General features: G+C 70.6%; 12 protein-coding genes. 3 read left to right on the forward strand and 9 right to left on the reverse strand.

The window, feature by feature from the left end; translation table 11 throughout:
• Positions 1-24: 24 nt before the first annotated feature.
• The 5 genes from ACIBGM_RS40190 to ACIBGM_RS40210 are packed head-to-tail and all read right to left on the reverse strand — an operon-like array spanning position 25 to position 4,876.
• Complete coding sequence (locus tag ACIBGM_RS40190; RefSeq protein WP_396388533.1) at positions 25-1,326, reverse strand: DUF58 domain-containing protein; 1,302 nt, start codon at positions 1,324-1,326, stop codon at positions 25-27.
• Positions 1,323-2,333 carry an AAA family ATPase gene (locus ACIBGM_RS40195; protein ID WP_396388534.1) on the reverse strand — a complete coding sequence of 337 codons (1,011 nt, stop codon included), beginning with the start codon at positions 2,331-2,333 and terminating at the stop codon, positions 1,323-1,325. Before ACIBGM_RS40195 ends, ACIBGM_RS40190 begins: the two co-directional genes overlap by 4 nt.
• A 7-nt stretch (positions 2,334-2,340) precedes the next feature.
• A complete protein-coding gene (locus tag ACIBGM_RS40200) occupies positions 2,341-2,937 on the reverse strand; it encodes a hypothetical protein (RefSeq protein ID WP_360521953.1) in 597 nt (198 codons plus the stop codon).
• Complete coding sequence (locus ACIBGM_RS40205; protein WP_360521956.1) at positions 2,934-3,650, reverse strand: DUF4129 domain-containing protein; 717 nt, start codon at positions 3,648-3,650, stop codon at positions 2,934-2,936. Before ACIBGM_RS40205 ends, ACIBGM_RS40200 begins: the two co-directional genes overlap by 4 nt.
• A gap of 17 nt (positions 3,651-3,667) precedes the next feature.
• Positions 3,668-4,876 (reverse strand): GNAT family N-acetyltransferase, encoded by a 1,209-nt coding sequence (locus tag ACIBGM_RS40210; RefSeq protein ID WP_396388536.1) that lies wholly within the window; start codon positions 4,874-4,876, stop codon positions 3,668-3,670.
• A gap of 140 nt (positions 4,877-5,016) precedes the next feature.
• On the opposite strand from ACIBGM_RS40210, the gene ACIBGM_RS40215 reads away from it, so the two are divergent.
• Entirely contained in the window at positions 5,017-6,090 is a 1,074-nt protein-coding gene (locus ACIBGM_RS40215; protein WP_396388537.1) for a CobW family GTP-binding protein, read from the forward strand.
• Between the two features lie 15 nt (positions 6,091-6,105).
• Here ACIBGM_RS40215 and ACIBGM_RS40220 read toward each other — a convergent pair whose 3' ends face one another.
• Together ACIBGM_RS40220 and ACIBGM_RS40225 are read right to left on the reverse strand one after the other, a co-directional pair.
• A complete protein-coding gene (locus ACIBGM_RS40220; RefSeq protein WP_360521965.1) occupies positions 6,106-6,801 on the reverse strand; it encodes a maleylpyruvate isomerase N-terminal domain-containing protein in 696 nt (231 codons plus the stop codon).
• A 61-nt stretch (positions 6,802-6,862) separates the two neighbouring features.
• Complete coding sequence (locus tag ACIBGM_RS40225) at positions 6,863-7,636, reverse strand: aldolase/citrate lyase family protein (RefSeq protein WP_360521968.1); 774 nt, start codon at positions 7,634-7,636, stop codon at positions 6,863-6,865.
• 69 nt (positions 7,637-7,705) lie between these two features.
• Here ACIBGM_RS40225 and ACIBGM_RS40230 point away from each other — a divergent pair, with 69 nt between their 5' ends.
• Positions 7,706-8,863 (forward strand): SMI1/KNR4 family protein, encoded by a 1,158-nt coding sequence (locus tag ACIBGM_RS40230; protein ID WP_360521971.1) that lies wholly within the window; start codon positions 7,706-7,708, stop codon positions 8,861-8,863.
• A 1-nt stretch (position 8,864) separates the two neighbouring features.
• Here the strand turns inward: ACIBGM_RS40230 and ACIBGM_RS40235 are convergent, their stop codons facing one another.
• Positions 8,865-10,394, reverse strand: coding sequence for an acyl-CoA carboxylase subunit beta (locus ACIBGM_RS40235; protein WP_360521974.1), 1,530 nt, complete (start codon positions 10,392-10,394; stop codon positions 8,865-8,867).
• Positions 10,395-10,401: 7 nt separating this feature from the next.
• Positions 10,402-11,565 carry an acyl-CoA dehydrogenase family protein gene (locus ACIBGM_RS40240; protein WP_396388538.1) on the reverse strand — a complete coding sequence of 388 codons (1,164 nt, stop codon included), beginning with the start codon at positions 11,563-11,565 and terminating at the stop codon, positions 10,402-10,404.
• 68 nt (positions 11,566-11,633) lie between these two features.
• On the opposite strand from ACIBGM_RS40240, the gene ACIBGM_RS40245 reads away from it, so the two are divergent.
• On the forward strand, positions 11,634-12,038 hold the full coding sequence (locus ACIBGM_RS40245) for a MerR family DNA-binding transcriptional regulator (RefSeq protein ID WP_360521979.1): 405 nt from the start codon (positions 11,634-11,636) through the stop codon (positions 12,036-12,038).
• Positions 12,039-12,081: the final 43 nt, after the last annotated feature.

The raw sequence follows: 12,081 nt of genomic DNA on the forward strand, positions 1-12,081 counted from the left end.
ACCCCCTCAGATCCTGCGCGCGCTTCATGAGCGCATCCGTGGGGCGGCGGCAAGTCTGGAGGCGTCTCGGAGGACTTCGTCGAGAGTGCCGGCGCCGTGCCAGGTGACGGTGGGGACGCCGAGGTCGCTGAGGCGGTCGAGCTCACGGCGGCGTTCGAGCATGCGCAGGCGCCAGGCGAGCGGCCAGGCGCGGGCGTCGTGCTCGCTGAGGTCGATCACCGAGGCGACGTCCGGCGGCAGCGTGTCCACGGCGATGACTGTGCACCCCGAGTGCACGAGCGTGACGACGTACCCCATGATCGCTTGGCGGAGCAGCGGGCTGAGCACGAGGACGAGGCTGTCGGACCTGATCCGGTTCCGGCGGACGAGTTGCTCCTCGTCCTGCTGCCGCCCACGACGATCCGCGTGCACCAGCGCGTCGAGGATCCGGCGCAGATGCCCGCGACCGCTGCCGGAGCGAACGCTGCGGACCAGGTTGCCGGTGTCGATGAGCCGGACGCGGTCGCCGTGGCGCAGGTAGTGCTCGGCGATCGACGCGGCCGCGCGGACGCCGGTGTCCAGGCTGCTCGACCGGCCGTCGATCCCCTCGCTGATGCCGATCTCGCCGCCGGTGTCGAGCAGGATCACCACCTCGGTGTCGCGGTCCGACCAGGTCGACGTGACATGCAGCTCACGGGTGCGCGCCGACACGGCCCAGTTGATCCGCCGCAGCCGGTCCCCGGTCCGGAACGGCCGGACGCCGGCCACCTCGGTCCCCTCGCCCGGCCGCCGCGACCGGTGCAGCCCAACCAGCCCAGCCGGTCGCGGTACGGCGTCGACCGCTTCGAAACCCTCGCGCAACGGCAGAGTGCTGACCGCCAGCGGTTCCGTCGACGTCACCCGGACGCGGTACGCCCCAAGCGTCGACGTAGCCACGACAGTCGGCCGATCCAACGCCCGCAGGCCCCACCGCTTCGACCGCAGGCCCACCTCGAGCGTCACCGCGCCATCAATCACCGGCTCGGCGATCGCGGCCTGCGGTGGGTCGTACTGGAACCACTGCGCCCGCGGCAGCGCCGCCACGATCAGGTCGATGTCCGGATCGAGCGTCCCGGCCACGCGCAACCGGTACGTCGTCGCCTGCCCCTCGAACAGCACATCCGTGTCCAGCTCGGTGTGCACCTCAGGCGCCTCCCGCGGCCGGAAGTACCGCCCCCAGAGCGCGATGAACGCCAACGGCAGCCCGAGTACGGCGGCGTCCGGCCGCCGCGCCAGCACCGCCACGAGCAGCAACAACCCCGCCACACAGATCACCCGGATCTGCGCGTGCGTAGGCTGCCACCTCATCTGGGCGCGCCCACCACGGTCGGCGGGGTCGGAACCGCTCCGAGCACTGCGCGCACGACCGTCGCACCCGTCACCTCGTGCAGCCAAAGCTCCGGCCGGACCGTGATCCGATGCGCCAGAGCCGGTACGGCGACCGCCTTCACATCCTCGGGTACGACGTAGTCCCGCCCCTGGATCACGGCGTACGAACGGGCCGTCAGCAACAACGCCAGCGAGCCCCGCGGGGACGCGCCGACCAGGACCTGTGAGTCGCGACGGGTGGCCGCGGCCAGGTCGACGCAGTACTGGCCGACGGTGTCGTCGACGTTCACGGTCTCGATCGCCCGTTGGGCGGCGAGCAGTCCGGCCGCGTCGGTGACCGCCGCGACGGTCTGGTCCTCCTGCCGGCGGCTCATCCGGCGGCGCAGGACCTCCCACTCCTCCTCCGCACTCGGATAGCCGAAGCCGATCCGCAGCATGAAGCGGTCGAGCTGCGCTTCGGGGAGCGGGTAGGTGCCTTCGTACTCGACCGGGTTCGCGGTCGCGAGGACGTGGAACGGCGTCGGCAGCGGGAAGGTCTGGCCCTCGACGGTGACCTGGTGCTCCTGCATCGACTCCAGCAGCGCGGCCTGCGTCTTCGGCGGCGTCCGGTTGATCTCGTCGGCCAGCAGCAGGCCGGTGAAGATCGGGCCGGGCCGGAAGGCGAAGTCGGACTCCTTCTGGTCGTAGACGAACGCGCCGGTGACATCCGACGGCAGCAGGTCCGGGGTGAACTGCACCCGCCGGAACTCCAGCCCCAATGCTTGCGCGAAGGATCGCGCGGCCAAGGTCTTCGCCAGCCCGGGATAGTCCTCCAGCAGCACGTGCCCACCAGCCAGGATCCCGGCCAGCACCAGCTCAAGGGCTTTGGACTTGCCGACCACCGCCTCGCCGACCCGCGCCAGAACCTCCTGGCTGAGCGTGGAAACCTCCTCCACCCGCAGCTCACGGCCGGCGGGTTCGGTGGCAGGCAGGTCAGCGTCCGTCACGGGTTCCTCACAGGTTCTCGATGGTCTGGACGGCGTACTCGATCTCGTCGAGGGAGGCCGTGAGCTTGTCGTCCCGGGTGATCAGGTCCCACACCCGGTCGCCGGTGAGCTCGCGGGCCCGGGCCGGCTCGCGCTGCGGGTCGACACCGTGGCGGTGCAGCAAGCGGTCGGTGGTCACCTCGAGCAGTAGCGGCTGGATCCGGCGCGCGAACGTCTGCGAGCCCTCACCGGCCCGGCGCTCGCGATTCGACTCCTGCAGCCAGGTGGCGATGAACTGCGTGCGGTTGTCGTTGCTCCGGCTCCGCAAGGCGGAGAGCTTCTCGTCGTGCCGGGCCGGCCAACTGGTCTCCAGCAGCTCCGGCACGAGCAGCCGGATCGCCAGCGACCCGAACCCGATCGCAAGCGCGGTCGCGACGAACCACATCGGCCGCGGCGCCATCCCGAGCGCTCCGAACCCGGCCACCAGCAGCAGGCTCACCAGTACGGTGATCCCGACGTGCTGCACGAGCACCTTGTCCAGCCGCACCGACCGCCGGCCCGGCGGCGGCGCGACCGGAGGCCGTCGCTCCGACTCGTCCAACGGCGTCCACTTGTACGACGTCATCCGCCCACCTCGGTCGTGACGGCGGACAACTCGGCACGCAAGCGCAGCAGCGCTGCCCGGGCCTCGGCACGCGCCTCTTCCGTCGAGCCGTGCGTGGAGTAGCGGGCCTCGCGGTAGAGCTCACCGAGCCGAACGAGCTCGGGCTCGGAGATCCCGCCGACACCGAGGACGCGGACCGTGAACTCCGCCGGAGTCTCCGACTGCTCCCGTGGCACCCCGGCCGATGCCGCCGCGTTCTCCAGCGCGACCCAGCACGCGATCACGGCGTCGGTCGCCGAACCGGAATCGATCCTGGAGAGTCCGCTGTCGACCGCCCCGGCGAGCCGGTCGGCCTTGATCCGCTCCCAGTCGGTGTCCTCGTCCTCGGCCTCCGGCAGCTGGACCTGGCGCACGACCCGGTAGATCAGCCTCCCGATGAGCGCCACGATCGCCGCGATCGCCAACCACACAACGGCCTGCCACAGCGCTTCCACCCAGGCCGGCAGCGGCTTCGGCTCCACATCCTTCAGGGCCGACGGCGGGCCAGGCCTGGGAGTTTGCGCAGTCTCATCAACCGGTTCCGGAGTCACCGGGCGCGGACTCGTCGTCCGCGTGCTCTCGCTGACCGGCCGCACCGGTCCGCCGGCGGACGCGAGCACCACGAAGCCGGCCGCCGCGATGCCGAGCATCAGCACGACAACCAGCACCAGCGCTCCCCGCCGCCTCGGCTGCACCACGGAAGGCTAACCGATCAGAAGCCGGTGTCGAGCCAGGGAAGCCGACTGGCGGAAAACGCTTCCGACACGATCGCGAGCGCGCCGGACGTGTGCTCCTGCACCAGTCCCGCCGCTCCAAGGCGAGCCAGCGACGGCCGGCCGAGGTACACCGCGCCCAGCTCCCGTACGTCGATGGTCAGGTCAGCCGCACGAGTCGTCGGCTCGCAGGTCGCACCCTCCGGACCGCCGGCCAGATGCCACCGGCCCGCGTTCCACGGCAGGAAGCCGTCGGTCACGGCGAGGACGACATCGAGGTCGCGCGCATAGGTCCGCGCGGCGAGCGCACGCCGTACGTCGACCGGCCGGACCCACAGCCCGTCCCGGGTGATCGGTGATGGCGCCCGTGGGTCGAGCAGGAGCTCCAGCAGCGGGTCGTCGGACGGCAGGTGCCCGTACCGGGTCTCGCTCAGCAGGTCCGGCTCCAGCAGGTAGCGCCAGAGCGCGGCATGCGAGGCGACATCCGCCGCGTGGACGCGGATGACGTCGATGAAGCCCTTCTCCTCACGCCGAGTCTGGTAGTGCGCGTAGCCGGTCACGTCGCCGTCCCGCTCGGCCAGGACACACCTCAGCTTGGAACCGCCGGGGTCGTTCGTGACGTTCGGACCGGTCGCGTACTCCTGCCAGCGCTCGTCGTGGACGAACATCCCCGGCTGCAGCGGCACGAGCCGGTTGCGCAGCGCCGTCGTGACCGGGAGCGCCTCGCGCGGGTCGACGTACCTGATCCGTACGTCGTCGATGCCCGCCACCGGGCGGAGCTCGCGGGACTGCTTCCGGATGACGACCGCTTGGTGGTCGGAGGCCAGCCCGTACCCGAAGCGGCCGTAGATCGCCGGCTCGCTGGCCGTCAGCGCCGCGAGGGGCTCGTTGCCCGCCTCGTAGACATCGTTGAGCTGCGCGCGCATCAGCTCGCGCAGCACACCACGACGGCGGTGCGTCGGCCGGACGCCGACCAGCGTGACGCCGGCCACCGGAACCTGCGCACCCGGCACGGTCATCAGGAACGAGAACGTCCCGGTGTGTCCGACCAACTGCCGGTCGTCGACCGCGACGGTGCTGCGCTCCGGCTCCCAAACCCGCCGCTCCGACTCGATCTGAGCGTCGTTCCACGGCGCGGCGAACGCCAGGTCGACGAGCTCCACCAGCTCGTCCCAGTCACCCTTGAACCGCTCGATCTCGATCGCCATACCCCTTGCCTACCAGACGACCCGGACAAACCGCTCAGGATTTCCGAATTCGCGCGAGGGCGGGAATTTTCCCGGTCTGACGGGAAACCCGGGCCTCCCGGCCTCTGGACTGATGAAAACCGTTTTCATATACTGCCTGCATGACCGCCCATGCGAGAACCTCGTTGTCCCTGTTGGTCGGCCTGTCCACAACCCTGCGCGAACCGGTGCTAACCGCGATGGTGGACCCCTCCACCGTGGCCGTCGTGGTGGACCAGGACGAGCTGCCCGGGCGGGGCGTGCTGTCCTGGCGAGTGCTCGACGCGTCCGGCCCGATCGACTCCGGCGAGTTCACCGTGGGCGACGACTGCGGTGCGTGCCAGCTGATCGAGTCATTGCTGCCGCTGCTCGAGACCCTGGCCGCACGCGAGCACTGGGACCACGTCGTACTGGCCGCTCCCCCGGCGATGGAGGCACGGCCGCTGGTCGCGACGCTGGTGGGGACGATGCCGGAGATCGCGGTCGACACGGTCACCTGCGTAGTGGACGCCGTACTGCTGGTCGAGCAACTGTCCGGCGACGAGCTCCTCGACGAGCGCGGGCTCGCACTGGGCCCGCCGGACCGGCGGAACGTGGCTGAGCTGACCGCTCGGCAGATCGAGTACGCCGACGTGTGCGTGCTCGCCAACAGCCACCGCAGCTCGGCGCCGGAGCGGCTGCACCACCTGCTGACCCACCTGAACCCGCGTACGACGGTCGTCGCAGCCGACCCGGCCGGTGTGCCGACCGGTCCGGTCGCGCGGACCGGTCTGTTCGACTTCCAGGCGGCCGAGTTGTGGGCAGGCGAGCTAGCGTCGTCGGACCGGTTGCAACCGAGCGGCGACGGCGTCACCACGGTGCTGTGGCGGTCCACCCGGCCGCTGCACCCGGCCCGGCTGAACGACGCACTCGAGGACATCGTCGACGGCGTCGTACGGAGTCGTGGCGTGGTCTGGCTGGCCAACCGGCCCACACAGCGCGTGCGGTGGGAGTCCGCCGGCTACAGCGCCTCGCTGGGGATGCTTGGCGAGTGGTCGGAGACCGAGCACCTCGCCGAGTGCACGGTGGTCGCGACCGGCATGGGCCTGGATCCGGCGCGACTGCAAGCGGTTCTGGACGCCTGCCTGCTCACCGAGTCCGAGCTGGCCCGCCTGAACTGGCAGGACCTCGACGACCCGTTCGCCGGGGTGCTCTAGGGCGTCAGATACGCCCTAACCCAGCAGCGGGAGACGGGCTGCGTGCGGGCCGAGCATCTCGAGGTCGTCGTCGTCGAGCGGCTCCCGGCCGGTCGCCTTCAGCACGTACGTCGTGGTGTCCCAGTTGATCACGTCCCACGCCTCCGGGCCGAACAGGCCGTCCAGCGTGCGCGCGGTGACCTGCAGACCCTCGGCATCCGGCTCGGGCGCGTCCGGCAGGTCGACGATCAGGTCGAGGTGGTGCACGGTTGCCTCCAGCACCAACGTCGCGACGAAGTCGGTCGCCCGCAGCACGTGCCCCTGCGTCTCCACCCGCCGGCCCTTGTCCGCCAGTCCGGCCTCGGCCGCACGTACGGCGGCCTCGGACAGCTCCCGCCAGTGCTGCACGAGCAGGCCAGGCCTGCGGTACGCCGACGCGACCGCACGCACGAAGGCGTCGTCGCCCTCCGTCCCCGGTGGGGAGTCCAGCCAGTAGGTCACGAAGTCCCGGTCCGGTACGGCGGCGGCCGGGCTGGCGAACGCCATCAGCGCACGCTCCGCGTCGTACAGGAGATGGACGAGAAGGGGACCGACCGGCATCCCCTCGCAGCGGGTCCGGCGGGCGAAGTCCGCGTCGCTCAGCCCTTGCACGGTCTCGGTCACCAGCCCGTACGTCCGGGCCAGCGTCGCGGCCAGCCGCAGCGGCAGTGCTCCTCGCTCGGGCGCCCTCATACCAAGCCTCCTCGGTGCGCGGTCCTCTTCGAACCTAACCCGAGAAGGCTCCGGTGTGTTCCTACGACCGGGCGGTGTCCAGGTGCGCGGCCGCCACGGCCTCCAGGTGCGTGAGGTCGGACGCGACGGTCGCGAACGTGTAGCCCTGGCTCAACCGCCGCTGCGCGGTCTGCCCGTCCGGCGTGTGGATACCGGCCGCGATGCCGGCCTCCTGCGCCGTCCGCGCGATCAGCGCGACCGCTTCCTCGAACGGCTCGGCGACGGCCGGGTCGCCGGGGAATTTCGCCCCGACGGACAGCCCAAGGTCCGACGGACCGACGTACACACCGTCCAGCCCGGGCGTCTGGCAGATCTCGGCCACGTTCTTCAGCCCGTCCGGCGTCTCGATCATCGCCAGTACGACGGTCGCCGCGTCGGCGTCGGCCGGGACCGGGCCGACTCGCAGGGCCGACCGCATCGGACCGTACGACCGCACACCGGCCGGCGGGTACTTCGCCGCCTGCACCGCCCGCGTGACGTCCTCGGAGCTGTCCACCAGCGGCACGATCACCCCGGCGGCACCAGCGTCCAGCGCCCGCCCGATCGGCGTCGGGTGGTTGGCCTCGACCCGCACCAGCCCGACCGAGCCGGTCCCGAGTGACGCACCCGCGTCCACGGCCAGGAGGCCGGTCAGCAAACCCTGGTACCCGATCAGCCCGTGCTGCCCGTCCAGCACGACGTAGTCGTACCCCACCCGCGCGATCCGCTCCGTGGCCACCGGCGCATCCAGCACCACCCAATACCCGACCAGCTTCTCCCGCCCCCGAAGCCGACCGGCAAAGTCCTGAGAACTCACGTCTTCTCCTCCAACGATTTCCCCAACCCTAAACCGCTTCCGCCGGGCGCTGTGCGAGTATCACCAACCATGGAACTGCCGTTCACCGTCCAGTCCGGGCCGGCCGACCGGCCGATCCCGATCGACTGGGAGGCCGTCGAGTCCTGGCTTGGGGTCGGGCTTCCGCGGGACTACAAGTCGCTGGCGGATGCCTACGGGCCGCTGGACATCGGTGAGTTCATCTGGCTGTCCGTGCCTTGTGTGCAAGAAGGGCGGTTCGACTACGGCGACTGGCTGAAGGACACGCATCGGCTCTGCCGGAGCTGGTCCCGTTCGGCGCCACCGAACACGCCGCCGCCGTTTCATCCGGAACCCGGTGGGTTGCTCGCCTGGGGTCACACGCGTCGATCGGCCTACCTGTTCTGGGACACGTCGGCCTCACCGGATCCGGACCAGTGGCCAGTCGTCGTCTTCGACGCGGACACGGCGCATGCGGGCAACAATCCCTGGCAGAACCTCGGCATGCCGCTGCTGGAGATGCTCGACGCAGCCATCCAGGAGTCGCTACCGCCGACGGCCCGACGCACCGCGTTCCTGCCGGACCCGCGTCCCTGGACGCCTCCGCCTCCGCCCGCACCGGTCGCCCCCTCACGCCGGGCCGCCCTCACCGAAGGCACGGGCCTCGACGCATTGCAGCAACTCGTACCGCCGCCGGCGACGCCGTACCTCGGCGACGACAGCTGGGAACGGCTCTACGAGCGTCTGGGCACGCGACTGCCCACCGAGTACGTCACGCTGATGGAGACCTACGGCGCCGGAAGCTGGCGGTCCTGGCTGGGATTCGTCACGCCACTCCGCGACCCCGAGACAGCACGATCGAACGGCTACCGCGGCCTGGCCGCCTACGTCACGGACATCCTCGACATCTATCGCGAGCTCCGGGCCGCGCATCCGGAGTTCCAGCCGCTGGCGGTCTGGCCCGAGCCGGGTGGTTTCCTGCCGTTCGCCGACTCGATCGACGGCGACGTGTTCGGCTGGCTGACGCTCGGCGACCCCGACGACTGGCCGGTCATCATCTATCCCCGGCACCACGACCAGGGACCACCGCTTCCCGACGGCCTGGTCGACACCCTGCTGGCCTGGCTGCGCGCCCAGCCGGTGTCCCCCGTGTTCGAGCGGCTCGACGAAGCCGACGATCCGCTCGAGTACGCGACCTTCGAGCCGTGGACGGACGAGTCGTACCTGTGACTCAGACCGGCGGGACGCCGTGCCGCCGGGTGCTGAAGTGGCGGTCCTTGGACTGGGCGGCGGCCAGCCGGGCGATCAGGTCGGTGCGCAGGTCCTCCGGCTCGACGATCGCGTCGATGACCAGGTCGGCGGCCAGCCGAAGGATGTCGATGTCGGTCTCGTACTCCTCGCGCAGCCGGGACACGTACTCGACGCGCTCGGTCTCGTCCGCGATCTCCTGGATCTTGTTGTAGTACACGGCGTTGATCGCCGCCTCCGGTCCCATCACCGCGATCTTCGCGGTCGGCAGCGCGACACACGCGTCCGGCGAGAACCCGGGTCCACACATCGCGTAGAGGCCGGCGCCGTACGCCTTGCGGACGATCACCGACACCGTCGGCACGGTCGCCTCCGAGACCGCGGTGATCATCTTCGCGCCGTGCCGGATGATCCCGGCCCGCTCCACCTCGCTGCCGATCATGAAGCCGGGAACGTCGCACAGGTACACCAGCGGCACGTTGAACGCGTCGCACAGCCAGATGAACCGGGCAGCCTTGTCCGCCGAGTCCACGAACAGCACGCCGCCCTTGACGGCGGGCTGGTTCGCGACGATCCCGACCACCTGCCCGGCGAGCAGGCCGAAGCCGGTGACGAGCTCCGGCGCGTACGACGGCTTGACCTCGAAGAACGTGTCCGCGTCGACCAGCGCGTCGATCACGTCGTGGATGTCGAACCCGACACTCTCCTCGGCCGGCACCAGGTCCCGGGTGAAGTCGCGGGCCGGCGGCGCGGCGTCGTACGACGGCGGCCGGGTCTGCCACGAACCGGGCAGGTAGGAGAAGTACTGCTTGGCCAGGTCGATCGCCTCGGCGTCGTCGGTGGCGAGCAGGTCGCCGCAGCCGGACACGCTGGTGTGCATCCGGGCGCCGCCCATCTCCTCCAGCGTCACCTTCTCGCCGACCACCATCTCGGCCATCCGCGGCGACCCCAGGTACATCGAGGCGTTGCCGTCGACCATGATCACCAGGTCGCAGAACGCCGGGATGTACGCGCCGCCGGCCGCGGACGGGCCGAACAGGCAGCAGATCTGCGGCACCTTGCCGGACAGCGCGACCTGGTTGTGGAAGATCCGCCCGGCGCCGCGCCGGCCCGGGAACAGCTCCACCTGGTCGGTGATCCGGGCGCCGGCGGAGTCGATCAGCCAGAACACCGGCAGCTCGTCGCGGATCGCCACCTCGGTGATCCGGACGATCTTCTCCACCGTCCGGGCGCCCCACGACCCGGCCTTGACGGTCGGGTCGTTCGCGACCACCAGCGCCGGCCGGCCGTCGACCAGCCCGCGGCCGGTGACCACGCCGTCGGCGGGCAGGCCCGGGTTCAGCGCGTTCGCCAGCTGCGCGTCCTCGACGAAGCTGCCCTCGTCGACGAGCAGGGCGATCCGGTCCCGCACGTAGAGCTTGTTCTGACTCGCGAGCTTGGCCGCAGCCTTCTCGGGCGGGCCGAGGGTCGCCTCACGGGCTACCTTGACCTCGGTCCAGTGATCGTGGGTCATGCGGCCATCATTCCACCGGGAGCCCAAGGCTCCGGGCGATCAGCATCCGCTGCACTTCCGACGTGCCCTCGCCGATCTCGAGGATCTTGGCGTCCCGGTAGAACCGGGTGACCGGGTACTCCTCCATGAAGCCGTAGCCGCCGAACACCTGGGTCGCGATCCGGGTCGCGGTCACCGCGGACTCGGTCGCGTACAGCTTCGCCACCGACGCGGCCTGCTTGAAGTCGGCCATCGACGCCCCGGCGTCCTTCAGCGCGGCGGCCCGGTAGACCAGCATCTCGGCCGCGTCCGCCATCACCTTCAGGTCGGCGATCTGGAACGCGACCCCCTGCTTGCGGCCGATCGGGACCCCGAAGGTCTTGCGCTCACCGGCGTACTGAACCGACATCTCCAGGCAAGCGCGAATGCAGCCGAGCGCAACCGCCGCGATCGCGACCCGCCCGTCGTCGAGGGTGGCCAGGAACTGCGCGAACCCCTTGCCGCGCTCGCCTAGCAGGTTGGCCTCCGGCACCCGGCAGCCGACGAAGGACAGCGGGTGCGTGTCCGACGCGTGCCACCCGAGCTTGTCGTACGACGCCTCCGCCGTGAATCCCGGCGTCCCCGCCGGGACGATGATCGTGGAGATCTCCGCCTTGCCGTCCGGTTTCTCGCCGGTCCGCGCGGTCACCGTCACGCAGGACGTGATCGTCGAGCCGGAGTTCGTGATGAACTGCTTCGAGCCGTCGATCACCCACTCGCCGCCGTCCAGCACCGCGCGGGTCTTGGTCGCGCCCGCGTCCGACCCGGACTCCGGCTCGGTCAGGCCGAACCCGGCCAGCTTCCGGCCGGCCACCAGGTCGGGCAGCCAGGTCGCCTTCTGCTCCCCGGTGCCGAAGGTGAGGATCGGGTTGATGCCGAGCCCGACCGCCGCCTCCAGGGTGATCCCCATCGACTGGTCGACCCGGGAGATCTCCTCGATCGCCACGCACAGGCTGGTGAAGTCGCCGCCGGCGCCGCCGTACTCCTCCGGCGCGGTCAGCCCGAACAGTCCCAGCCGGCCCATCTTCTGCACGACCTCCACCGGGAAGTAGTGCTTGCGGTCCCACTCCGCGGCGTGCGGGGCGATCTCCGCCTCGGCGAAGTCGCGAACGCTGTGCCGGAACTCGCGGTGCTCCTCGGACAGTTCGAACATGAGCGGACTCCCTGTGCTTGACGCTTACGTAAACGTAAAGCAACCTGGGGTGTGTGCACAATATCCGGGTGCCCGCTGAGACCTGGTCGATCGCCGAACTGGCCGCCGAGTACGACGTCACGCTCCGGACGATCCGGTTCTACGAGGACCGCGGCCTGCTCACGCCCGAGCGCCGCGGCACCGTGCGCGTCTACCACCCCCGCGACCGCGTCCGCCTCGGCCTCATCCTCCGCGGCAAGCGCCTAGGTTTCTCCCTGGACGAGATCGCCACCATCGTCGACATGTACGACGCCGAACCCGGCGAGGAGGGCCAGCTCGTCTACCTCCTGGACCAGATCACCACCCGCCGGGCCGACCTCGAACAACGCCGCCACGACATCGACGAAACCCTCCGGGAACTGGCCGAGGTCGAAGCCCGCTGCGAGGCCGACCTGGCCGCGCTCCGCTCCGACCGACGTTTCGACAGGAGGTAGTCGGCCGGCGAGGGACGACACGCCGCAGGAAAGCGGTTGGCGG

The organism is Kribbella sp. NPDC050470 (assembly GCF_044458365.1).
Lineage (GTDB): Bacteria > Actinomycetota > Actinomycetes > Propionibacteriales > Kribbellaceae > Kribbella.

Bases quoted from the DNA above. Each gene is read 5' to 3' on its own strand.
- ACIBGM_RS40190 (WP_396388533.1), bottom strand. From the start codon at position 1,326: ATGAGGTGGCAGCCTACGCACGCGCAGATCCGGGTGATCTGTGTGGCG.
- ACIBGM_RS40200 (WP_360521953.1), bottom strand. From the start codon at position 2,937: ATGACGTCGTACAAGTGGACGCCGTTGGACGAGTCGGAGCGACGGCCT.
- ACIBGM_RS40210 (WP_396388536.1), bottom strand. From the start codon at position 4,876: ATGGCGATCGAGATCGAGCGGTTCAAGGGTGACTGGGACGAGCTGGTG.
- ACIBGM_RS40215 (WP_396388537.1), top strand. From the start codon at position 5,017: ATGACCGCCCATGCGAGAACCTCGTTGTCCCTGTTGGTCGGCCTGTCC.
- ACIBGM_RS40220 (WP_360521965.1), bottom strand. From the start codon at position 6,801: ATGAGGGCGCCCGAGCGAGGAGCACTGCCGCTGCGGCTGGCCGCGACG.
- ACIBGM_RS40230 (WP_360521971.1), top strand. From the start codon at position 7,706: ATGGAACTGCCGTTCACCGTCCAGTCCGGGCCGGCCGACCGGCCGATC.
- ACIBGM_RS40235 (WP_360521974.1), bottom strand. From the start codon at position 10,394: ATGACCCACGATCACTGGACCGAGGTCAAGGTAGCCCGTGAGGCGACC.
- ACIBGM_RS40240 (WP_396388538.1), bottom strand. From the start codon at position 11,565: ATGTTCGAACTGTCCGAGGAGCACCGCGAGTTCCGGCACAGCGTTCGC.